We start from the raw sequence: 21,456 nt of genomic DNA on the forward strand, positions 1-21,456 counted from the left end.
GGCGCTTTGGCAGGCGCGGCATGGTCGAGGCCTGGCGGGGCAGGCGCGGCCCGGCCCCGGAACCGCCCGCATGGGGCGCGGAGGGCGGGGCTCACGCAAACGTGCGGGTGTGGGGGCAGGCCCGGACCCACGGGATGGGGATTGTCGCGATTGCACCACGGCCCCGGGGCCGCTAGGCTTTCGCGCACAGACCAACGGAGGCATTTATCGTGGCAGCTATGGCAAACGGACTTCGCGCGGGCCTTGCGGCCCTGTTCCTTGCGGCCCCGCTGCCGGTGGCGGCAAACGGGATCGCCGGGGATTACCTTGCCGCGCGGCAGGCCAGCTTCCACGGCGATTTCAAGTCGGCGGCGCATTACTACTACCGCGCGCTGGCCTTCGATCCGGGGCGCCCCGAACTGCTGGAACTCGGCATTCTCGCGAACCTCTCGCTGGGCGAGATCGACCGCGCCTCGACGCTGGCCGACCGCATGCAGCAGGACGGCTACGCCAGCCAGATCGCGCAGATGGCGATCATCGCCCGGGATGCGCGGGCCGAGAACTACGGCCCGATCCTGAAGGCCATCGAGGACAAGCGCGGCGCCGGTCCGCTGGCCGACGGGCTGATCAAGGCATGGGCGCAGCTGGGCCAGGGCGACATGAGCGCCGCGATCCTCGCCTTCGACGAGGTCGCCAAGGTGCCGGGGCTGGCCTCTTTCTCGACCTATCACAAGGCGCTGGCGCTGGCCTCGGTCGGCGATTTCGACAGCGCCAACGCGCTGTTTTCCGGGGACGGGACATCCGGCATGGCCTCGACCCGGCGCGGCGTCATCGCCCGGCTTCAGATCCTCAGCCAGCTTGACCAGAACAAGGAGGCGCTGAGCCTTCTGGACACCGCCTTCGGGCGCAATCTGGACCCGGGTCTGGAACAGATCCGCGACAGCCTGGCCGGGGGGACAAGCTGGCCTTCACGCAGGTCGGCTCGCCGCGCGACGGCATGGCCGAGGTGTTCTATACCCTCGGCGGCGCGCTCTCGAACGAGGGCAGCGACGACCTGACCCTGCTGTACGTGCAGATGGCCACCTACCTTCGGGAAGACCATATCGACGCGCTGCTGCTGACCGCCGAGATCCTCGCCGACATGGGCCAGTACGATCTGGCCGTCGCCACCTACAAGCGCGTTCCGCAGGACGACAGCGCCTGGCACGCCGCGGTTCTCGGGCAGGCCGATGCGCTGCGCGATCAGGACAAGCCGGGAGAGGCGATTGCCCTGCTGGAAGGCATGGCCGAGGATCATGCGGATCTGCCCTCGCTCTACAGCACGCTGGGCGACCTCTACCGGGAGGAAGAGCGGCTGACGGACGCGACAGAGGCCTATTCCAAGGCCATCGACGCCTTCCAGGAGGAAACCGCGCGCCAGTGGTTCCTCTATTACGCCCGCGCCATCACCTATGAGCGGCAGGACAAGTGGCCCGAGGCAGAGGCCGATTTCCGCAAGGCGCTGGAGCTGAACCCCGAGCAGCCGCAGGTGCTGAACTACCTTGGCTATTCGCTGGTCCAGAAAGAGCTGAAGCTCGACGAGGCGCTGGACATGATCGAACGCGCCGTCGCGGCGCGCCCCGATCTCGGGCTATATCGTCGACAGCCTCGGCTGGGTGCTCTACCGCCTTGGCCGCTACGAAGAGGCGGTGCCGCACATGGAGCGCGCGGCGGAACTGATGCCCATCGACCCCATCGTGAACGACCACCTTGGCGACGTCTACTGGGCCGTCGGGCGGCAGCGCGAGGCCGAATTCATGTGGAAACGCGCGCTGTCCTTCGCGGATATGAGCGATTCAGCCGAAGAGGCCGACGTCGACCGCATTCGCCGCAAGATCGAGCTGGGACTGGATGCGGTCCTGTCCGAGGATGGAGAACCGCCGCTGCTGAGGGCCGATGCCTCCGAGTAGCGCCTTCGCGCCGGCCAAGGTCAACCTGACGCTGCATGTGACCGGCCTGCGGGCCGATGGCTTCCACCTGCTGGACAGCCTCGTGATGTTTGCCGATGTGGGCGACCGCGTCACTGTCGCCGATGCGCCCGAGATGCGCCTGACCGTGACCGGCCCCCGCGCCGCAGGTGTGCCCGAGGATGCGCGCAACCTGTGCTGGAAGGCGGCGGAGTGGTTTGGCTGCGCCGTGGCGATCACGCTGGACAAGCACCTGCCCGCCGCCGCCGGGATCGGCGGGGGATCGTCCGACGCCGCCGCGGTTCTGCGCGCGATGCAGGACCTCTACGGCAGGTCCTTCCCCGTCGAGGGGCTGGAAAGGCTGGGCGCCGATGTGCCGGTCTGCAGCCCGGGGCACGCCGCCCGGATGACCGGAATCGGCGAAGGGGTGCTGCCGCTGACCATGGCGCCGATGCAGGCGGTGCTGGTGAACCCGGGCGTGGACGTGCCCACGCCACAGGTCTTCAAGGCGCTGACCTGCAAGGACAATCCCCCGATGGACGCGATGCCGGAGGACGGCGGAACGCCCGCCGCGATCGCCTGGCTGAAAACGCAGCGCAACGACCTGCAGGCCCCGGCCATCGCCGTGCAGCCGGTCATTGCCGAGGTGCTTGCGGCGCTCACGGCGACCCCCGGCGCGCGCCTTGCCCGTATGTCCGGATCGGGCGCCACCTGCTTTGCGCTCTACGACGACCGCGCCACGGCAGAGACCGCCGCAGCGGCCCTGCGCCTGAAGCACCCCGGCTGGTGGATCACCGCCGCAACGCTCAGCTGACGCGGCTGACCACGTAGTCGCTGAGGTCGATCAGCAGGTCCCGCATCTCGCCAGAGGGCAGGCGCCCCATGGCCGCGCGCGCCTTCTCGGCCCAGTGCCAGCGCCTCTTGCCGGGTGGCTTCCAGCGCACCGTGCCGGTTCAGAAGCGCCAGCGCGTGCTCCAGATCGCCATCGCGCTGGTCGCCCTTTTCGATCACCCGCTTCCAGAAGGCGCGCTCTTCCTCGTCCGCCGCGGCGAAGGCCTTGATCAGCGGCAGCGTCAGCTTGCGTTCGCGGAAGTCGTCGCCGACGTTCTTGCCGGTGGCATCGCCGCCCCAGTAATCCAGCAGGTCGTCGACAATCTGGAAGGCGATCCCCAGCGCGTCGCCGTAATCGAACAGCGCCTGCACCTCGTCCTCGGGGCGTGCGGCGATCACGCCGCCCACCTCGGTCGCCGCCGAGAACAGCGCCGCCGTCTTGCCGCGCACCACCTGCAGGTAGATCGCTTCGGTCGTGCTCAGATCCTGCGCCGCGGTCAGTTGCAGCACCTCGCCCTCGGCGATGGTCGCCGCCGCGTCGGACAGGATGCGCAGCACCCGCAGGTTGCCGGTCTCGGTCATCAACTGGAACGACCGCGCAAAGAGATAGTCGCCGACAAGCACCGACGACTTGTTGTCCCACAACAGGTTGGCCGTCGGACGCCCGCGCCGCTTGGCGCTTTCGTCGACCACGTCGTCATGCAGCAGCGTTGCGGTGTGGATGAACTCCACCGTGGCGGCCAGATGGGTGTGGTAGGGCCCGTCGTAGCCGCACAGGCGCGCCGAGGCGAGCGTCAGCAGGGGCCGCAGCCGCTTGCCCCCGGCCTCGACCAGATGCGCGGTCACCTCGGGGATGCGCGGCGCGTGCTTCGAAGCCATCCGCTCGCGGATCAGCGCGTTGACCTGCGCCAGGTCATCGGCCAGCAGCTGGGCCAGCCGCTCATGCGGTTTCGACAGGCTCGTGTCCAAACTCATCAATCTCCCCTGCAAGGCTCGACAAGGGCCGGGCCCTGTCCTTACATCGCGCTCATGGAAGAGCTCTTGCGCACCAACGACATCACCCTGATCCCGCTGGTCCGGTCCATTCTGGACGGTGAGGATATAGACAGCTTTGAATTGGACGTAAACATGAGCGTCCTCGAAGGCTCCATTGGCATATTGCCGCGCCGCCTGATGGTGCGCCGCGATCAGGCCGAGGCCGCCCGGCGCCTGCTGCGCGAGGCCGGGGTGCGGTTTGAGGACTGACCCCTTCGCCGAGGCGGATCTGACCCGCGATGCCATGCTGGGGCGGCGGGTGCATGTCTTCCAGCCACGCGAAGGGTATCGCGCGGGCACCGATCCGGTGCTGCTAGCGGCGGCTGTCGCGGTGACACCCGGTCAGGCGGTGCTGGAACTGGGCTGCGGCGCGGCGCCGGCGCTCTGCTGTCTGGGCGTGCGGGTGCCGGGGCTGCGGCTGGCGGGACTCGAGTTGCAGCCGGGCTATGCCGCGCTGGCCCGCCGGAACCTGTCCGAGAACGGGCTGACCGGCGACATCTGGGAAGGCGATCTGGCCGCGCCGCCCGCCGCCATGCGGGCCGAACGGTTCGACGCGGTGATCGCCAACCCGCCCTATTTCGAGGCCCGCCGCCGCGTGCCCGCCAGCGATACGGCGCGCGAGGTCGCCCGCGCCGGGGAAACCCCGCTCGAGACATGGGTCGCGACGGCCTCGCGCCGGCTGAAGCCGCGCGGTTTCGCCACCTTCATCCAGCGGGCCGAACGGCTGCCCGAACTGCTGGCGGCGCTGGACCGGCACCTGGGCGCCCCGGAGCTGTGGCCGCTGCTGCCGCGCGAGGGCAGGGCGCCCCGGCTGATTCTCGCCCGCGCCCGCAAGGAGGGCCGGGCAGAGTTCCGCTTCCACGCTCCGGCGGTGATCCATGCCTTCGACAGCCACGAAAGCTGCGGCAATCGATACACGGATCGCTTCGAAGGCGTCTTCAGGCGAGGAGAGCCGCTTATTTTCCCGGCAAAATTGCGCTGAGAAAGCGCGTTTTGTTACATTTGTGTGAAAACATGCTGCACTCGCAGCGTGACTTGTGTCTTTTGATGTGCTGGACTGAAGGCCTCACCCCACTCGTAAGGAGGATCCCATGAGCTTGAGTTCGCACCTGCAGGAACTGAAGAAGAAGCATCAGTCGTTGTCGACAGCCGTTGAACAGGCGCAGCGCGCCCCCGGGATCGACGACCTGCACATCGCGGATCTTAAGAAGCAGAAGCTGCGGATCAAGGAAGAGATCACGCGCCTCTCCTCTGGGGTGCCCGCCTAGGCGGCCCATCCCCGGACCTGTCCGCCTCAGGACAGGTCCGTTTCGGAAACCAGCGTCCTGCCCGCCCGGTCCCGCGCGCAGCACCCTGATTTCCCTCCCGGAGCCTGCGCCCTTCTTCGGTCTTCCAAATACCTCGGGGGGCGAAGCGGGGGCAGAGCCCCCTCCGCCCCCTCGGCCCTCAATCCGGGATCGGTTCCAGAACCTTCTCCAGCGTGTCGCGCAGATGCGCATGCTGCCGCGGCAGCTTCAGGGCCTCGCCCAGATGCGCGGCGTCCTCGTCGCGGTCGAAGCCCGGCTCGTTGGTTGCCACCTCGAACAGCACCCCGCCCGGCGAGCGGAAGTAAATGGCCCAGAAATAGTCGCGGTCGATCACCGGGGTCACGTCGTAGCCGGTGTCGATCAGCGCCTTGCGCACCTCCAGCTGGGCGGCGCGGTCGTCCACGGAAAAGGCGATGTGGTGCACACTGCCCGCGCCCTGTCCGGCGGGGGCGGCGTCGACCTCGGTGATGTCCACCACCTGCGCGGCATTGCCGCCCGCCACCCGGAACCGCGTGACGGTGTCGGCGCTGTCGTCCTTCTGATACCCCATGAAGCCCAGCAATTCCGCGCTCGCCGCCGCGCCGCGCGGGTCCAGCCGCATGTCGACCGAGTGAAAGCCCCGGATCGCCACGTCTGCGGGCACATCCTCGGCGGCCCATGGCGCGCGGTCGTCGTCTCGCGCCACCAGCGCAAAGCCGTCGCCATCCGGGCCCTTGAACAGCAGGCGCTCCTCACCCAGCCGCTGGCTGCGGGCCAGCCCCTCGATGCCGCGGCCCGACAGGCGCTCTTCCCACCAGGGCAGGGCGTCCCCGGGCACGGCAAAGGCGGTGGTCCCGACCTCACCTGCCCCGGGGCGTCCGCGCCGCGCGCCGGGGAAGGGGAAATAGGTCATGACGGTGCCCGGCGTGCCCATCTCGTCGCCGTAATACAGGTGATAGACGTCCGGCGCGTCGAAGTTCACGGTCTTCTTCACCCGGCGCAGGCCAAGGGTGTCGGTGAAGAACTGGTTGTTGGTCCGCGCCCCGCTGGCCAGCGAGGTCACATGGTGCAATCCGTTGATCTGTTTCAGCATGGCGCTTCTCCTCTTTGATCTACGGATATAGCGCGCCTGAGACTGGGAAAAGACGCACATGAGCGGCCTGTTGGTGCGCAGGCGCACAAAAAAGGCCCCGACCGAGAGGGGCGGGGCCTATCCGAAGCGACCGGACCGTGTTTTCGGCTGTGCCGAAGAACACTGTCTCCGGCTGCCCCTTCATGCGGGGCATGAGGGGGCTACACGAAGAACTGCGCGCCGTTGGCCGAGATGGTCGAGCCGTTGATGAAACCCGCGTCGTCCGAGGCAAGGAAGCAGACGCAGCGCGCGATCTCGGAGGGCTCGCCAAGGCGGCCTGCGGGGATCTGGGCGACGATGCTGTCGCGCACCTTCTCGGGGATCGCCATGACCATCTCGGTCGCGATGTAGCCCGGGCAGATGGCGTTGGCGGTGATGCCCGCGCGGGCGCCTTCCTGCGCCGGGGACTTCACGATGCCCAGGTCGCCCGCCTTGGTCGCGGCATAGTTCACCTGCGCGAACTGGCCCTTCTGGCCGTTGATCGAGGAGATCACGATGACCCGCCCGAACTTGCGCTCGCGCATGCCGGGCCAGACCGGGTGCACGGTGTTGAAGACGCCGGTGAGGTTGGTGTCGACCACCTCGTTCCACTGCTCGGGCGTCATCTTGTGGAAGGGCGCGTCGCGGGTGATGCCCGCATTGGCGACGACCACGTCGATCGGGCCAAGGTCGGCTTCGACCTGCGCGATACCGGCCTTGGAAGAGTCGTAATCCGCCACGTTCCACTTGTAGGTCTTGATGCCGGTCGCCTCGGTAAAGGCCTTCGCCTTCTCGTCGTTTCCGGCATAGGTGGCGGCCACTTCGTAGCCCTCCGCCTTCAGCGCCTTGGAAATCGCCTCTCCGATGCCGCGGCTTCCGCCGGTGACGAGTGCAACTCTTGCCATGGTATCCTCCAGTTCTGGCGTCAGTTCGAATCGTTATATGCTGGGGCCTTCCGGCGCAACTTTATTGCGCCGATATTTTTCGGGTGTGGGCTGCGTCACGGTTTCGCGGGGGCCTGACCCCCGGAGGCTCTGCTGATCGTCGAAACCGATCGTCATGGCAGGGGCCTCCGTTCCATTGCTCTAGCGAGGCGCCGGTCTGGCGCGCAGCGGACCGTCACCGGTCATTGAAACCGGTGTCCGCGCAGGGGGCCGACAGGGGCCCGATGTGTGCCGGGCGACAGGGGTCGACAGGGGCTTGGGGGATGGGGCCGATTGAGCCGTCCGGCCTTGAAATGCGAATCGTCTTTGCCCGAAGGGAACAAATCTGGGAGGGTTGGCGCGCGTCTGCGCGCCAACCGGATGACGGACCGGGGCCAGTGCTGAAATGCAGCCCACTGCTGGTCCACCGCGTCCTGATGTCAGGGGCGTTCGACGCAGAGCGCGACACCCATGCCGCCGCCGATGCACAGCGTGGCGAGGCCTTTCTTGGCGTCCCGGCGCTTCATTTCGAAGAGCAGGGTGTTCAGGACGCGCGCGCCCGAGGCGCCGATGGGGTGGCCGATGGCGATGGCGCCGCCGTTCACGTTCACCTTGGCCGGATCCCAGCCCATGTCCTTGTTCACGGCGCAGGCCTGCGCGGCGAAGGCCTCGTTGGCCTCGATCAGGTCGAGATCGTCGACCGACCAGCCTGCCTTGTCCAGCGCCTTGCGCGACGCGTAGATCGGGCCGACACCCATCACCGAGGGGTCGAGACCGGCGGTGGCGTAAGAGGCGATGCGGGCCAGCGGTTCGATCCCGCGCTTCTCGGCCGCGTCGGCGGACATCAGCAGGACACCGGCGGCGCCGTCATTCAGGCCCGAGGCATTGGCCGCGGTGACAGAGCCGTCCTTGGTGAAGGCCGGGCGCAGCTTCTGCATGGCTTCCATGGTGGCGCCGTGGCGGATGTACTCGTCCTTGTCCATCACGATGTCGCCCTTGCGGGTCTTGATGGTGAAGGGCACGATCTCGTCGTCGAACTTGCCGGCCTTCTGCGCGGCCTCGGCCTTGTTCTGGCTGGCGACGGCGAATTCGTCCTGCATCTCGCGGCTGATCTGCCACTGCTGGGCGACGTTCTCGGCGGTCTGGCCCATGTGGTAGCCGTTGAAGGCGTCCCACAGGCCGTCGCGGATCATCGTGTCGATGAACTGCATGTCACCCATCTTCTGCCCGGCGCGCAGGCACTGGGCGTGGGGGCTGAGGGTCATGTTTTCCTCGGCCGCCCGCGCAGACGACAGAGGCGTCGCCAAGCATGATGTGCTGGGCGCCAAGCGCCACGGCGCGCAGGCCCGAGCCACAGACCTGGTTGATGCCCTGTGCGGCGGCTTCCTGCGGAAGGCCGGCGTTGATATGGGCCTGACGCGCGGGGTTCTGGCCCTGCGCGGCGGTCAGGACCTGGCCGAGGATGGTCTCGGAGACCTCCGACTTGTCGATCCCGGCGCGCGCCACCAGAGCCTCGAGCACGGCGGCGCCAAGGTCATGTGCGGGCGTGTTTGCGAAAGATCCGCCAAAGCTGCCGACCCCGGTCCGGGCGGCACTGGCGATAACGACGTTGGTCATGTGATGTCCTCCAGCCAATCGTGTGTGATCGGGCATACCGTGTTTCCACGCGCGGCGAAACCACCGTGACGTGATGCGATGCTGCAATAGCAAGGGCGCGGGAAGCCGGGAACAGGACAGGGTGTCTCAGCTTGACCTTACGGTAGGGTTTGGCTTGCCCCGATGCCGAGAATCAGGGGGCGCTGTGGCGGGTGGGGCCGGTGGCCTGTTTCTTGCCGATGGATCGCACGGAGCGGGGGCAGCCTCGGCGCGGCGGTCCCGTCAGCCGGTCGCAGAGCGCTTGGCCGCGGGGGGCGGATCGCGCCGTGCCGGGCGCACGGTGGGGGCGGCGAAGTGGTAGCCCTGCAGGCAATCGACGCCGAGCTCGGTCAGGCAGTCGGCATCGGCCCGCGTCTCGACCCGTTCGGCGACGGTGAACATGTCGAACTGTTCGGCAATGCGGATCATCGCCGAGACCAGCACCTGGTTGTCCGGGTCGCGGGCGATGTCGCGGCAGAACTGGCCGTCGATCTTCAGGACGTCGAAACTGAAATCCTTGAAATGCTTCAAGGCGGTGAAGCCCGCGCCGAAATCGTCCATGGCGAAGGCGATTCCCTTGCCCTGCAGGTCGCGCATGAAGGATTTCACCAGTTCCGGCAGGGTGATGGCGGATTGTTCGGTTATCTCCAGGATCAACCGCTCCGCCACGGTGGGGTCGCCCTGCAGGCCGCGGGACAGCGTGCGCATCCACTTCTTGTAGCCGATCGACCGGGCCGACATGTTGATCGCCAGCCGCAGGTCCGGCACGCGCGACAGTTCCGCCAGCCCCTGTTCCAGCGCGATGCAATCCAGCATCCGCCCGTATTCCGTATCCTCGACCGTGTCGATAAACTGCCCGGCGGGGATCACCCGCCCGGTTTCGTCGAGCACGCGGATCAGTCCTTCTTGAAAGGCGATCCGTCCCGGCACGCGCGCCTGCATGACCGGCTGAAACGCCAGCATCACCTCGCGGTGGCTGATCGCGCGGCGGACCATGTCGAGCACGGTGGCATCGCGCGCCGTCACCGCGTGATCCAGCGCATTGCGCGGCGCCCCGTCATATGTGTCCGGGTCCCGGGCCAAGCTTTTTTCCGTCACGATCCCTGCTCTCCGTCACGATCCCTGCGGCCCAGTTGACGCCACAGGCGTTAAAAGGCCGTAAATGTCCGTATTTGCTTCAAATCGCGGCGGTGCCGGTGTCGTGCTTGACTCCGGGCCGAATGCCCGTATAAGCGCCGCTTCACTGGTGTTGGTGGGCCCCGCAAGGGGATCCCTGTCAACCCGGGTCGCCGGGAAACCGGTCCGGGGAGAGGACAACGCCCTTTGACACGGCAAGAGGCCCGGCCCGGGTCCGGTCCACGCAACGGTCGAGACGCAAACGCGATTTCGGCCAGAAACGTGGGAACCGGTTTTCGGATCAGGTCGAAAGGCCAATAAAAAGGAGATCAGACGGTGACCAAACGCACCTCTGCCAAGTACAAGATCGACCGCCGCATGGGCGAAAACATCTGGGGCCGCCCGAAGTCCCCGGTCAACCGCCGCGAATACGGCCCCGGCCAGCACGGCCAGCGCCGCAAGCAGAAGCTGTCGGACTTCGGCCTTCAGCTGCGCGCCAAGCAGAAGCTCAAGGGCTACTACGGCGACCTGACCGAAAAGCAGTTCCGCCGCATCTTCGCCGAGGCCGAGCGGGTCAAGGGCGACACCGGTGAGAACCTGATCGGCCTGCTCGAGCGCCGCCTCGACGCCGTGGTCTACCGCGCCAAGTTCGTGGCGACCGTCTTCGCCGCCCGCCAGTTCGTCAACCACGGCCACGTGCTGGTGAACGGCAAGCGCGTCAACATCCCGTCCTACCGCGTCAAAGAGGGCGATGTCGTCGAGGTTCGCGAGAAGTCGCGCCAGATGGCCGCGCTGCTGGAAGCCACCCAGCTGGCCGAGCGGGACGTGCCGGACTACATCGAGGCCGACCACTCCAAGATGACCGCGACCTTCCTGCGGGCCCCCGGCCTGTCGGACGTGCCGTACCCGGTTGTCATGGAACCGAACCTCGTCATCGAATTCTACGCGCAGAACTGATCGTTCCGCGCTTCCCGAAAGACCAGAGGCCGCCCCCATCGGGCGGCCTTTTTCGTTGTCCGAGGGGGCGGATGTTGCCTGCAGGGGCACGGACCGCTTCGCTTGCCAATCGACCGATGGGCTGCGCGTCGGAAAAGGCCCATCCCGCAAGGGGGCGAGTCGGGTGGACCTGCCCCGGCAAGGGCCCGCCGAGGGGGACGCCATGCGCAGAGCGCATCCGCCGGTTCAGAACGAGAAAACCGCGCCCCGGTGTGGGGCGCGGCTTTGCCGTTTTCACGAGGGATGTGAAACGCGGGTGGTCTCAGACGTGCGAAAGGTCGCGGAAGACGTGGTAAACGATCTCGTCGCGCTTGATGCCGCGGCGGGCGAGCTCTGCGTCGCTCATCGACTGCAGGTGCTCGATCTGCTTCACGCGACCGTTGGCCTCTGCCACCATGACCAGAGCGTTCATGATGCGGTTGCCGATCCGGGCGAAAACATTGGTGCGCGGCGCGTATGCTGTGTTGGTCATTGCCATGGGATGCCTCATTCCGGGAACAAGTTATCCTCCCTTGCGGGCAGAGTTATGCTGCATTGCGGCATGGTACTAGGTCGGAAAGGGCATAGCGGCTGTCTCATCTTTGCATGGCTGGCGCGGGAACCTTGCCCGCCGTTCCGTGCTGGCGTATCTGCCCTGACCCTAGGACCGCAGAGGAGACGCCATGACCCCCGAAGAGATCCAGCCCCTGTTCACCCGCTCTGACGGCAGCTTTCTCTGCGCGCGCTGGGGGCGGCCCGTGGCGCCCATCGTCTTCGGGGTCGAAGAGGAGACCCTGACCGTGGTGAAGGGCGCGCTGGAGGCCGTCGCGGCCCTGTCCGGGCATCCCCTGACAGAGACCGACCCGGAGCTTGGCGCCAACCTGATGCTGTTCTTCTTCCGCGACTGGTCAGAGCTTCTGGACGTGCCTTCCCTTGGCCAGATGATCGAGGGGCTGGAGGCGCTGGTGGCGCGGCTGGATGCGGCTCGGCGCGAACCAGTACCGGGTCTTCCGCTTCGACGCCGACGGCGCGATCCGGGCCTGTTTCACCTTCCTGCGGATGGACGATGCCCTTGCGGCCCAGCCCGCCGAGACACTGGCCCTGTCTCAGGCGGTACAGGCCTTCCTGCTGTGGTCCGACACCGCCTTCGCGGAGCGCTCGCCGCTGGCGCGCACCGCAGAGGGCGCGGTGATCCTGCGGCCCGAGATCGCCGGCGTGCTGCGCGCCGCCTATGATCCGGTACTGCCTGCCGTGGCCCGGGACCCGGTCCATGCGCTGCGGCTGGCGGCGCGGCTGTCGGATCGGGAAACGCCAATGTGATGCATATCAAGGCAGCGCGGGGTCTGCCGGGGCATGTGAGGCCCGGGAGAACCGACACATGCCGATTCACTATGCCGAAGACGCGGCCCCCGGCACCGCGATCCTGACCCTGCGCGGCCCGCTGGGATGGGCGGATTACGCGGCCCTCTGCGCGCCCCTGACGGCGCTGCGCGACCGCTGCGGCCCCCTGAGGGTCATCGAGGTGATCGAGAGTTTCGCGGGCTTCGAGGACGGGCTGGGGGAGCGGATCGAAACCGCCTGCGACCGGGGCGAGGCACAGGCCTTGCTTGCGGCCATCAGCCATGTCGCGATCGTGTCCGACATCGGCTGGTTCTGTCCGGTGCTCTCGGTCTCGTTGTCGCGGGGCTTTGCCCTGCGCAGCTTTGCCCTTGCGGATCTAGACAGCGCGCGGGCATGGATGCTGTCGGCAGGCGCGCCGCCGAACGCAGGTCCGGCGGCGCGCATGGGGCGCGCCTAGCGCACCATGCCGAGGATTTCGTAGGTCTTTTCGAGGATCGGATTGGCGATGGCGCGGGCCTGTTCGGCGCCGTGGCGCAGGATCGCGTCGATCTCGTCGGGCTGCTGCATCAGCCGCGCCATCTCTGTCGAGATCGGCGAAAGCCGCGTGACGGCGAGATCGGCCAGCATCGGCTTGAACTCCGAGAACTGCTTGCCGCCGACATCCCGCAGCACAGCGTCCACGGACAGATCTGCCAGCGCCGCGTAGATGTTCACCAGATTGCGCGCCTCGGGGCGGCCTTCCAGCCCCTCGGCCTCGGAGGGCAGGGCGTCCGGGTCGGTGCGGGCCTTGCGGATCTTGCTGGCAATGGCATCCGCGTCGTCGGTCATGTTGATCCGGCTCATGTCCGAGGGATCGCTCTTGGACATCTTCTTCGACCCGTCGCGCAGGGACATCACGCGCGTGGCGGTGCCCTCGATGACCGGCTCGGTGATCGGGAAGAAATCCACGCCGAAGTCGTTGTTGAACTTGATCGCGATGTCGCGGGTCAGTTCCAGGTGCTGCTTCTGGTCCTCGCCCACCGGCACATGGGTCGCGTGATAGGCAAGGATGTCGGCGGCCATCAGCGCGGGATAGGCAAACAGCCCCAGCGAGGCGTTCTCCTGGTTCTTGCCGGCCTTGTCCTTCCACTGGGTCATGCGCTTCATCCAGCCCATGCGCGCCACGCAGTTGAAGATCCACGCCAGTTCCGCATGGGCCGAAACCTCGGCTCTGGTTGAACAGGACCGACTTGTCGGGATCCACGCCCGAGGCGATGAAGCCCGCCGTCAGCTCGCGCGTCTGGCGGCGCAGCGCGGCGGGGTCCTGCCAGACGGTGATGGCATGCATGTCGACCATGCAGAAGATCGACTGGATCCCGGCGGTCTGGCTGTCGGCAAAGCGCTTGAGCGCGCCAAGGTAGTTGCCAAGGTGCAGGTTGCCCGAAGGCTGGATGCCCGAGAAGACGCGCGGCGTGAAAGCGGTTTGGGTCGTGTCCTCGGACATCTGTGTACTCCGTGGTGGAAATCGGGTCCGGGCTGGCTTACCCATGCGCCGCGAGAGCGTCAAGAAAGGCCCGTGCATGACCCATCCCGTGAACGAGACCCCGGTCAACCCGCTGCCGCCCGTCGTGGCGGCCCTTGCGCTGGTCATGGCCGGGTTCGAACTGGCCTTCAACCTCGGCGCGCGGGGGCTGCTGGGCGGACCGAACGCGGTCGGCTGGCGCAATACGCTGGTGGAACGCTTCGGCTTTTCCGGGCGGGCCTTCGACTGGATGCTGGAGAACGGGAGCTTCCCGCCCGAGCACCTGATCCGCTTCGTCACCTATCCCTTCTTTCACGCCAGTTTCTCTCATGCGCTGTTTGCGGTGGTGATCCTTCTGGCCATGGGAAAGGTGGTCGGAGAGGTCATCGGCAGCCTGCGGGTCTGCCTGCTTTTCGTCCTCTGTTCGATCGCCGGGGCGCTGGCCTTCGGCCTTCTGGGCTCCGACCCCGGCTGCTGGGGGCCTATCCGCCAGTCTACGGCCTGATCGGGGGCTTCACATACCTGCTTTGGGTCCGGCTGGGGCGCGAGGGCGGCGGCCAGTTCCGCGCCTTTCAGCTGATCGGCTTCCTGATGGGGATCCAGCTGGTCTTTGCGGTGCTCTTCGGCGGCGGGCAGGACTGGATTGCCGACCTCGCGGGCTTCGTCACCGGCTTCGTTCTGACCACGGCGCTGGTGCCCGGCGGGCTGGCCCGGCTGATCGCCGCGGTCCGCAATCGCTGAGGCGCGGGCCGCAGGCGACCGGCCCCCGGCCTGACCTGTGCCGCGAGATCCCTTGCCGCCATGGCGCGGCAGGGCAGTCCTGCCCCGGGTGCGCAGGCGGTTCAGGAGCGCGGCCGCCGGCTGCGGGGCCGCACGCCTCAGAACATGTCGTCCGGCAGCAGGTGGATGCGTCGCGCGAAGCGCCGCGCCTTTTGCATCGGGTAGGGCAGAAGGAAGGCCTCGCGGTCGGCGGGTTTCTTCGCCTTCTCGGCCTCGGCAATCCGCGCCCATGTGCCTGCGCGGGTCAGGTCGGCGCCCTCGGCCCGTGACCGCAGCCACTTGTCCGTCAGCCGCTGGAACAGGGCCTTGCAAAAGGCGGCGTGCCGCAGTTGCACAGAGGCCTCGCTGTCCCAGCGCAGCGACCGCCCGTTGAGATTGGCAGAGCCGATGATCACGGCCTTGTTGTCCACCATCGTCACCTTGGAGTGCAGGTAGACCGGCGCCGCCTCTTCCAGTTCGGGCTCGTCACCGTCGCGCGGGCGGGGCTGGGCTGGCGTCAAGGCGGCGAAGCGTTCGCCGAAACAGGTGCGCAGCCGGTCCATCTGCGCGACCTGCAGGCCGTGGGCATGGCGGGCGTTGATGCTGCGGTCGCCTTCGAAGAGCACCCGCTCGGGCGCCGCGGGCAGGACCGCGACCAGCTGCAGGTCCGGTGCGCGGGCGGCGGCGGCACAGAGGGCCTCGGTGATCGGCGCATGGCGCAGGAACTGTGTCTCGATGTAGACAAAGCGCTCTGCCTCGGCAAAGAGCTTTTCATGCGCGGTCTCGTGGTCCATCGCCCCGGGGCGCGGGCTGATGCGGGCCGGGCCGGGGCAGGGGTTCGAAAAGGTCCGCAGCAGCCTGACCTCGGGGCGCGACTGCGCCCGCCGGGGCAGCTCTATCGGGACGGCCCGGGTGGCCAGCGACGGCGATCCGCAGCGCAGCGCGGCGTTCCAGCAATCGGCGAAATGGCCAAAGAGCGCACCGGCAAAGTCCCTGTCCGCCAGTTCGACGGAGATGTCGTGCCAGGTCTCTTCGGCGGCGCGGTCGTGGTCCGGCGTGTCATAGCGCCGTTCGTTGATGTCCAGCCCGCCGATGATGCAGCCTTCGCCGTCGGCGATGGCGAATTTCTGGTGCAGGGTGACCGGGCGCAGGACCGGGCCGCGCTTCAGCATGTCGCGCTGCACCGGGGTCAGGCGCGCGGGATCCTCGTCGCGCAGCCGGGCCATGGTCTCGTTGATCTTGCGCATCATCGCGATGCGCCACAGCGCCCCGGCCTGCTGGCCGTGGGTGGCGCAGAGGATCTGCGTGTTCTCCCCGGCCACATCGGCGAAGCCCGAGGCACAGGCCCAGGCGTTGCGGTGCAGGCCAGAGGTGAAGATCGGGTCGAAATCCGCGATCAGCAGCCGGATCGACACGCCGCGCCGCGCGGTCCACGAGATCAGGTCCGACCATGTCTCGAGCCCGCGCTCGCGCAGGCCTGGGTCGCGCAGGCGGGTTCTGGGGTCGAGGATGCGAAACGACATCACCAGATCTTCGGTGGCCGAGGCGACCAGCCGCTCCAGCGCGGGAAAGCCTTCGGCGGCGGTGATCAGGGCTTGGGGCGTCATGACGAGGCCTTTCTGCGGCGGGTGATGGCGCGGATCTCCGAGAAGCTGAAGGCGCCCAGGACCTGTCCCGCCACGGCATAGACCAGGGTGCCCGCGAGGATCAGCGCAAAGAGGGCGGCGGCCCGGATCCGAGGGCAGGGCCAGCCAGGGCGACAGCAGCAGCGCCGCGCCGTAAAGGGCCGCTCCCATGACCGCCGAGGCGGCGCAGATGCGCAGGATGCGGCCCCGGAACCGCGCGTCGAAAGAGGCGACGTCGCCCATGGCGCGCGCCCCCCGCGCCAGTTGCCAGACCATGATCCAGCCGGCGGCGGTGGTGGCGATGGCCGGGGCGATCCAGCCCAGCACGGGTGACAGGCCGATCGCGACCAGGGCGTTGATGACCATGGCCCAGACCGCGTAGCGGAAGGGGCTGCGGGTGTCCTCGCGGGCGAAGAACAGCGGCTGAAGCACCTTCTGCAACACGAAGGCGGGCAGCCCCAGCCCGTAGATCGCCACCGCCAGCGCGATGGCCTGCGTGTCCGCGCGCCCGGTCGCGCCGCGCTCGAACAGCACAGAGACCAGCGGCACCGGGATCACGATCAGCGCCACCGCGCAGGGCACGGTAATCGCCAGCGACAGCTCTCCGGCGCGCGAGAAGGCATTGCGCGATCCGGCCTCGTCCCGGGCCTTCAGGCGCCGCGACAGGTCGGGCAGCAGCACGATGCCCACCGCGATGCCCACCACGCCCAGCGGCAGCTGGTACAGGCGGTCGGCGGCATAAAGCCAGCCCACGGCCTTGTCGAAATGCGAGGCCACCTGCTGGCCGACCAGCAGGTTGATCTGCATCACCCCGCCGGCAAGGGCCGCGGGCACGGCGACCACGACAAGCCGCTTCATGTCCGGCGTCCAGCGCGGCCGCGCCGGGCGCAGGCGCACCCCGGCCCGGTCCGCGGCGATCCAGACCAGCGCCAGCTGCGCCACACCGGCCGGGGGCACCGCCCAGATCAGCCATTCGATCACGGCGCCCCCGGCCAGGGTGGCCAGCCCCATGGCGCTGCAGACGATGATGTTGAGAAAGACCGGCGCGGCGGCGGCGGCGGCAAAGCAGCCGGTGGCGTTCAGCGCGCCCGAAAACAGCGCCGCCAGCGAGATCAGCAGGATATAGGGAAAGACCACGCGGCCATAGTCCACCGTCATCCCGAAGCGCCCGTCCCCGGCAAAGCCCCCGGCGGTCAGCCAGACCAGCCCGGGCATGAAGACCAGCGCGAGGCCGGTCAGGATCAGCAGCACGAAGGCCAGCCCGTTCAGCGCATCGGTGGCAAAGCGGGTCGGGTTCTCGTCCGCCTCCAGCTTCTTCGAGAAGATCGGCACGAAGGCGGCGTTGAAGGCCCCCTCGGCAAAGAAGCGGCGGAACATGTTCGGCAGCCGGAAGGCCGCCACGAAGGCATCCATCACCGGCCCCGGCCCGATCAGCGCGAGGATCATGATTTCCCGGACAACCCCGAGAATGCGGCTCAGCAGGGTCCAGAACCCGACGGTCATGATCCCGGCGATCAGGCGGATTGGTTTCATTCTGTCCTCGGTCCGTCGTTTGGCGAAGCCCTATCCGAAAGCCGGGTTGCCCGGAAGGGGCGCTACATCGCGCATGCGACGTGGCGTGCATCGGACATGCAACGGGGCAGGGGCGCCAAGGGTTCCCGGCAACCGCAGTTCGGGCACAGGAAGCCCCGGGGCCGCGCCGATCCGCCCCGGACGCATGCCGGCGGTGCCGTCCCGGCGCGCGCGCCTCCCGCTTCTTCTGTCCGGAAATATCCTGGGGGTCCGGGGGCAAAGCCCCTGACCGGTCGCGCGGCGTCAGCCGGGCGAAATCCCCCGGGTCCGGACATCAGCCGCGCGCCCGCGCCGCGCCTTCCTCGATTGCCTGCCGCAGCTTCTTCTCGATCAGCTCGCGTTTCACGCGGCTGTGCAGCTTCAGCCCGAACATGTCCTTCACGTAGAAGGTATCGACCGCCTGCTCGCCGTAGGTCGCGATAATGGCCGAGGCGATGTAGACATGCTGCGCCGCCAGCGTCCGGGCGAGATCGTGCAGAAGCCCCGCGCGGTCGCGGGTGTCGACCTCGATGATCGTGAAGATCTCGGACCCCTCGTTGTCGAAGGTGATCGAGGTCGGCACGCGGAAGGCCTCTTCGCGCTTCTTCAGCTTGTCGCGCGGTTTCATCGCCTCGCGGGTCACCACCTCACCGGCAAGGGTCTTGCGGATGGTCTCGCGCAGGCGCGGGATGCGCAGGTCCTCGTAGGGAGAGCCCTCCGCGTCCTGCACCCAGAAGGCCGCCGTGGCATAGCCGTCCTTGGTGGTGAAGGTGCGCGCGTCCACGACATTGGCCCCGGCCAGCGCCAGCGCCCCGGTCAGCCGCGAGAAGATGCCCGGATGATCCTGCAGCGCAAAGCAGACCCGCGTGGCGTCTCGGTCCTCGTCGGGGTGGACGTCGATCTTGACCTCGTCGTCCTTGATGTCCTTCAGCAGCCCGGCAAAGACCACATGCGCGGTGATGTGCAGCCCCTGCCAGTAGGGCGGGTAATGGCGCTGCGTCTCGGTCCGCAGGGCGGAGGGCTCCCAGTCCGACAGGGTCTCGCGCAGAAGCTTGCGGGCCTCGGTGCCGCGGTTCTCGCGGTTGAGATCCTCCATCCCGCCTTCCAGCGCGCGGCGGGTCTGGCGGTAGAGCGCGCGGATCAGCGCCGCCTTCCAGTTGTTCCAGGTTCCCGGGCCGACGCCCCGGATGTCGCAGACCGTCATCACGCAGAGCAGGTCCAGCCGCTCGCGCGTCTGCACCGCCTTGGCAAAGTCGCGCACGGTGCGCGGGTCGGCGATGTCGCGCTTCTGCGCCATGTCGGACATCAGCAGGTGGTAGCGCACCAGCCATTCCACCGTGGCGCATTCGGCCTTGTTCAGACCCAGACGCGGCGCCACCTTGCGCGCGATCCGGGCACCAAGCGCGGAATGGTCCTCGTCCCGGCCCTTGCCGATGTCGTGCAGCAGCAGCGCCACATACAGCACCTTGCGGTTGACCCCTTCGTCAAGGATCGTCGAGGCGACGGGCAGCGCCTCTTTCAGGTCGCCGTGCTCGATCTCGGACAGGTGCCGGATGCACTGGATGGTGTGTTCGTCCACCGTGTAATGGTGGTACATGTTGAACTGCATCATCGCCACGATGGGCGCGAATTCGGGGATGAAGGCCGCCAGCACGCCCAGCTCGTTCATCCGCCGCAGCGCGCGCTCCGGGTTGCCGTGCTTCAGCAGCAGGTCCATGAACAGCCGCCGCGCTTCCTTGTCCTCGCGGAAGCCGGCGTCGATCAGGTGCAGGTTCGCCTTCACCAGCCGCATCGCGTCCGGGTGGATCAGCAGGCCGGTGCGCAGCCCCTCTTCGAACAGCCGCAAGAGGTTCAGCCGGTCTTCCGAGGAAGCGCCTGTCGTCCGAGATCGCAAGGCGGTTGTTGACGACGGCATAGCCGTCCTTGACCTGCGGCTGGCGCTTGAGGATGCGCAGGATCAGCGGCGCGTCCTTGGTGTGGTCGGCTTCCAGCGCGGTCAGCAGGATGCGGGTCAGGTCGCCGACGGTGGTGGCGTGGCGAAAGTAATCCTGCATGAAGATCTCGACCGCGCGGCGCCCGCGCCGGTCGTTGTAGCCCATGCGCTGCGCCACCTCGACCTGCATGTCGAAGGTCAGCTGCTCGACAGCCCGGCCCGCCAGCAGGTGCAGGTGGCAGCGCACCGCCCAGAGAAACCGCTCGGCCTGCACGAATTCCTCGTATTCGTCGGGGCGGAAGACCCCGCGCCGCACCAGTTCGGACACGTCGTCGGTGTGGTGCACATACTTGATGATCCAGAACAGCGACTGCAGGTCGCGCAGCCCGCCCTTGCCTTCCTTGACGTTGGGTTCGACCATGTAGCGCAGGCCCTGCTTGCGGTGCCGCGCGCCGCGCTCTTCCAGCTTGGCGGCGACGAAATCGCGTTCCGAACCGTTGAAGAGGTCGGTCCACAGGGCCTTGGTCAGCTTGTCCGCAAGCGCACGGTCGCCGGTGATGTAGCGGTGTTCCAGCATGGCGGTGCGGATGGTGAAATCCTCGCCGCCCAGGCGGATGCAGTCCTTCACCGTGCGCGAGGAATGACCGACCTTCAGCTTCAGGTCCCAGAAGACGTAGAGCATCGACTCGATGACGCTCTCGGCCCAGGGGGTGATCTTGTAGGGCGTCAGGAACAGCAGGTCGACGTCGGAAAAGGGCGCCATCTCGCCACGCCCGTAGCCGCCGACCGAGAGGACCGACAGGCGTTCCCCCTGCGTGGGGTTGGCCCCGGGATGCAGGACCTGCGTGGCGATCTCGAAGGTCAGCCGCACCACGCAATCGGTGATCCAGGTGTAGGACCGGGTGGTGCGCCGAGACCCGAAGGGTTCCTCGGCAAAGGCCGCGGCGATGACGTCGCGACCCTGCTCGGTGGTTTCGGAGAGGGCCTCGACCACGGCCTTGCGCACCGTGCCCTCGGCCATGCCGGGTTTCAGCCCGGCAAAGAGCGTGGTGCGCACCGCGTCCAGGTCGAAGATATCCGATGCCGGGGCGATCAGGTCGTCCGGCACCGGGTTCGTGTCGCGGTCAGAAGCCTGCCGAGGAGAGACTGCTTGGGGCAGGGTCAAGGATCACCATCTGCTTGTTGCGGACCGTGGCCACCGCCAGCGCGCGCCGGTTCGTGCCGTCGTTCATCAGACGGAATACACCGCCGGTGCCGGTAAAGCTAGAAGAGGTCAGCCCCCGGGTCGACAGGGCGTCCCCGCGCCCCTGCTTGGCCAGCGCGGCGATTGCCGCGATGCCGTCGTAGGCAAGGCCGGCAAGCGGGTGCGGCGCGGTGCCATAGGCGGCGGCGTAGCGCTGGTTGAAGCTGTCCTGCCGGGCCTTTTCGGGCAGGGCGAACCATGCGCCCTCGGCGCCGGGAAGCTCGAAGAGGTCGGGCCGCACGTCCCAGCGGGTCAGGCCGACGAACTGCACCTGGGCGGAGGTGACGCCGTTCTCGGGCAGTTGCCGCAGCAGCATCGGCATCGCGGCATTGGTCGCGTCGGTGGTGATGAAGACGGTGTCAGCCGCACCGGACTGGACCACCTGTCCGGCGGCCTGCGCGGCGGCCGAGACGCCCTCGACCGAAAGGGCATAGGGCTGGGCGCCCACAACCTGCACGCCATGCGTTTTCGCGGCCTGCTCGATGGCGGACTTGCCGAACTGGCCGGGCACGTCGTTGGAATGCACGATCAGGATGCGCGACTTGCCCTGCCGCTTGGCATGGGCCATCAGCCGTTGCGCGGTATTGGCGAAGGTCGGGCCAAGGATGAAGACGTTGCCGCCCGCGATCGAGGCGTTGTTGGAGAAGCCCAGCACGTTCACGCCCT

General features: G+C 67.8%; 16 protein-coding genes and 7 pseudogenes. 12 read left to right on the forward strand and 11 right to left on the reverse strand.

What is annotated here, in order from left to right:
- Positions 1 to 209: 209 nt before the first annotated feature.
- The 4 genes and pseudogenes from ABFB10_RS12180 (at position 210) to ABFB10_RS12195 (ending at position 2,739) form a co-directional block, all read left to right on the forward strand.
- Positions 210 to 1,037, forward strand: coding sequence for a tetratricopeptide repeat protein (locus ABFB10_RS12180; RefSeq protein ID WP_347166725.1), 828 nt, complete (start codon positions 210 to 212; stop codon positions 1,035 to 1,037).
- An 83-nt stretch (positions 1,038 to 1,120) separates the two neighbouring features.
- Positions 1,121 to 1,543 (forward strand): annotated as a pseudogene (locus ABFB10_RS12185) (tetratricopeptide repeat protein); the annotation flags it as partial.
- 91 nt (positions 1,544 to 1,634) lie between these two features.
- Positions 1,635 to 1,928, forward strand: coding sequence for a tetratricopeptide repeat protein (locus ABFB10_RS12190; RefSeq protein ID WP_347168006.1), 294 nt, complete (start codon positions 1,635 to 1,637; stop codon positions 1,926 to 1,928).
- A complete protein-coding gene (locus ABFB10_RS12195; RefSeq protein WP_347166726.1) occupies positions 1,915 to 2,739 on the forward strand; it encodes a 4-(cytidine 5'-diphospho)-2-C-methyl-D-erythritol kinase in 825 nt (274 codons plus the stop codon). The genes ABFB10_RS12190 and ABFB10_RS12195 overlap by 14 nt, the downstream gene beginning before the upstream one ends.
- Here the strand turns inward: ABFB10_RS12195 and ABFB10_RS12200 are convergent.
- Positions 2,732 to 3,731, reverse strand: a pseudogene (locus tag ABFB10_RS12200) (polyprenyl synthetase family protein). The gene ABFB10_RS12195 and the pseudogene ABFB10_RS12200 overlap by 8 nt on opposite strands.
- 54 nt (positions 3,732 to 3,785) lie before the next feature.
- Here ABFB10_RS12200 and ABFB10_RS12205 point away from each other — a divergent pair.
- From ABFB10_RS12205 to ABFB10_RS12215, 3 genes are all read left to right on the forward strand, one after another.
- On the forward strand, positions 3,786 to 4,001 hold the full coding sequence (locus ABFB10_RS12205; protein WP_347166727.1) for a putative signal transducing protein: 216 nt from the start codon (positions 3,786 to 3,788) through the stop codon (positions 3,999 to 4,001).
- Positions 3,991 to 4,773, forward strand: coding sequence for a tRNA1(Val) (adenine(37)-N6)-methyltransferase (locus tag ABFB10_RS12210; RefSeq protein WP_347166728.1), 783 nt, complete (start codon positions 3,991 to 3,993; stop codon positions 4,771 to 4,773). The genes ABFB10_RS12205 and ABFB10_RS12210 overlap by 11 nt, the downstream gene beginning before the upstream one ends.
- A 109-nt stretch (positions 4,774 to 4,882) precedes the next feature.
- On the forward strand, positions 4,883 to 5,059 hold the full coding sequence (locus ABFB10_RS12215; protein WP_206565247.1) for a DUF465 domain-containing protein: 177 nt from the start codon (positions 4,883 to 4,885) through the stop codon (positions 5,057 to 5,059).
- Positions 5,060 to 5,237: 178 nt separating this feature from the next.
- Here ABFB10_RS12215 and ABFB10_RS12220 read toward each other — a convergent pair whose 3' ends face one another.
- The 4 genes and pseudogenes from ABFB10_RS12220 to ABFB10_RS12235 all read right to left on the reverse strand — a co-directional run bounded on the left by ABFB10_RS12220 (position 5,238) and on the right by ABFB10_RS12235 (position 9,742).
- A complete protein-coding gene (locus tag ABFB10_RS12220) occupies positions 5,238 to 6,170 on the reverse strand; it encodes a VOC family protein (protein WP_347166729.1) in 933 nt (310 codons plus the stop codon).
- A gap of 200 nt (positions 6,171 to 6,370) precedes the next feature.
- Positions 6,371 to 7,093, reverse strand: coding sequence for an acetoacetyl-CoA reductase (gene phbB / locus ABFB10_RS12225; protein WP_347166730.1), 723 nt, complete (start codon positions 7,091 to 7,093; stop codon positions 6,371 to 6,373).
- A gap of 458 nt (positions 7,094 to 7,551) precedes the next feature.
- Positions 7,552 to 8,728: pseudogene (locus ABFB10_RS12230) on the reverse strand (acetyl-CoA C-acetyltransferase).
- Positions 8,729 to 8,989: 261 nt separating this feature from the next.
- A complete protein-coding gene (locus ABFB10_RS12235) occupies positions 8,990 to 9,742 on the reverse strand; it encodes an EAL domain-containing protein (RefSeq protein WP_347168007.1) in 753 nt (250 codons plus the stop codon).
- Between the two features lie 456 nt (positions 9,743 to 10,198).
- Between ABFB10_RS12235 and rpsD the strand changes: the two genes are divergently transcribed.
- Entirely contained in the window at positions 10,199 to 10,819 is a 621-nt protein-coding gene (gene rpsD, locus ABFB10_RS12240) for a 30S ribosomal protein S4 (protein WP_347166731.1), read from the forward strand.
- 301 nt (positions 10,820 to 11,120) lie between these two features.
- On the opposite strand, the gene ABFB10_RS12245 is transcribed toward rpsD, so the two are convergent.
- On the reverse strand, positions 11,121 to 11,330 hold the full coding sequence (locus ABFB10_RS12245; protein WP_347166732.1) for a DUF1127 domain-containing protein: 210 nt from the start codon (positions 11,328 to 11,330) through the stop codon (positions 11,121 to 11,123).
- Between the two features lie 190 nt (positions 11,331 to 11,520).
- On the opposite strand from ABFB10_RS12245, the pseudogene ABFB10_RS12250 reads away from it, so the two are divergent.
- Positions 11,521 to 12,157, forward strand: a pseudogene (locus tag ABFB10_RS12250) (hypothetical protein).
- A 58-nt stretch (positions 12,158 to 12,215) separates the two neighbouring features.
- Entirely contained in the window at positions 12,216 to 12,635 is a 420-nt protein-coding gene (locus ABFB10_RS12255) for a SpoIIAA family protein (protein ID WP_347166733.1), read from the forward strand.
- Here ABFB10_RS12255 and trpS read toward each other — a convergent pair.
- Positions 12,632 to 13,661 (reverse strand): annotated as a pseudogene (gene trpS / locus ABFB10_RS12260) (tryptophan--tRNA ligase). The gene ABFB10_RS12255 and the pseudogene trpS sit on opposite strands and share 4 nt — an antisense overlap.
- 76 nt (positions 13,662 to 13,737) lie before the next feature.
- On the opposite strand from trpS, the gene ABFB10_RS12265 reads away from it, so the two are divergent.
- On the forward strand, positions 13,738 to 14,184 hold the full coding sequence (locus ABFB10_RS12265; protein WP_347166734.1) for a rhomboid family intramembrane serine protease: 447 nt from the start codon (positions 13,738 to 13,740) through the stop codon (positions 14,182 to 14,184).
- 86 nt (positions 14,185 to 14,270) lie between these two features.
- Complete coding sequence (locus ABFB10_RS12270) at positions 14,271 to 14,420, forward strand: hypothetical protein (protein ID WP_347166735.1); 150 nt, start codon at positions 14,271 to 14,273, stop codon at positions 14,418 to 14,420.
- A gap of 137 nt (positions 14,421 to 14,557) precedes the next feature.
- Here the strand turns inward: ABFB10_RS12270 and ABFB10_RS12275 are convergent, their stop codons facing one another.
- The 4 genes and pseudogenes from ABFB10_RS12275 to ABFB10_RS12290 all read right to left on the reverse strand — a co-directional run bounded on the left by ABFB10_RS12275 (position 14,558) and on the right by ABFB10_RS12290 (position 21,445).
- Positions 14,558 to 16,045 carry a phospholipase D family protein gene (locus tag ABFB10_RS12275; RefSeq protein WP_347166736.1) on the reverse strand — a complete coding sequence of 496 codons (1,488 nt, stop codon included), beginning with the start codon at positions 16,043 to 16,045 and terminating at the stop codon, positions 14,558 to 14,560.
- Positions 16,042 to 17,596 (reverse strand): annotated as a pseudogene (gene murJ, locus ABFB10_RS12280) (murein biosynthesis integral membrane protein MurJ). The gene ABFB10_RS12275 and the pseudogene murJ overlap by 4 nt, the downstream one beginning before the upstream one ends.
- A gap of 313 nt (positions 17,597 to 17,909) precedes the next feature.
- Positions 17,910 to 20,712: pseudogene (locus ABFB10_RS12285) on the reverse strand ([protein-PII] uridylyltransferase).
- Positions 20,672 to 21,445: an ABC transporter substrate-binding protein gene (locus ABFB10_RS12290; protein ID WP_347166737.1), complete on the reverse strand. Its 774-nt coding sequence runs from the start codon at positions 21,443 to 21,445 to the stop codon at positions 20,672 to 20,674. Before ABFB10_RS12290 ends, ABFB10_RS12285 begins: the two are co-directional and overlap by 41 nt.
- Positions 21,446 to 21,456 lie beyond the last annotated feature (11 nt).

The sequence above is a fragment of the Ponticoccus litoralis genome, assembly GCF_039769985.1.
In the GTDB taxonomy this organism is placed as follows: domain Bacteria; phylum Pseudomonadota; class Alphaproteobacteria; order Rhodobacterales; family Rhodobacteraceae; genus Ponticoccus; species Ponticoccus litoralis.

What these genes read in the sequence shown, in the direction of transcription:
- ABFB10_RS12195 (WP_347166726.1), top strand. Translation starts at nt 1,915, where the DNA reads ATGCCTCCGAGTAGCGCCTTCGCGCCGGCCAAGGTCAACCTGACGCTG.
- ABFB10_RS12205 (WP_347166727.1), top strand. Translation starts at nt 3,786, where the DNA reads ATGGAAGAGCTCTTGCGCACCAACGACATCACCCTGATCCCGCTGGTC.
- ABFB10_RS12215 (WP_206565247.1), top strand. Translation starts at nt 4,883, where the DNA reads ATGAGCTTGAGTTCGCACCTGCAGGAACTGAAGAAGAAGCATCAGTCG.
- ABFB10_RS12220 (WP_347166729.1), bottom strand. Translation starts at nt 6,170, where the DNA reads ATGCTGAAACAGATCAACGGATTGCACCATGTGACCTCGCTGGCCAGC.
- phbB (WP_347166730.1), bottom strand. Translation starts at nt 7,093, where the DNA reads ATGGCAAGAGTTGCACTCGTCACCGGCGGAAGCCGCGGCATCGGAGAG.
- ABFB10_RS12235 (WP_347168007.1), bottom strand. Translation starts at nt 9,742, where the DNA reads ATGGTCCGCCGCGCGATCAGCCACCGCGAGGTGATGCTGGCGTTTCAG.
- ABFB10_RS12245 (WP_347166732.1), bottom strand. Translation starts at nt 11,330, where the DNA reads ATGACCAACACAGCATACGCGCCGCGCACCAATGTTTTCGCCCGGATC.
- ABFB10_RS12255 (WP_347166733.1), top strand. Translation starts at nt 12,216, where the DNA reads ATGCCGATTCACTATGCCGAAGACGCGGCCCCCGGCACCGCGATCCTG.
- ABFB10_RS12265 (WP_347166734.1), top strand. Translation starts at nt 13,738, where the DNA reads ATGACCCATCCCGTGAACGAGACCCCGGTCAACCCGCTGCCGCCCGTC.
- ABFB10_RS12270 (WP_347166735.1), top strand. Translation starts at nt 14,271, where the DNA reads ATGGGGATCCAGCTGGTCTTTGCGGTGCTCTTCGGCGGCGGGCAGGAC.
- ABFB10_RS12275 (WP_347166736.1), bottom strand. Translation starts at nt 16,045, where the DNA reads ATGACGCCCCAAGCCCTGATCACCGCCGCCGAAGGCTTTCCCGCGCTG.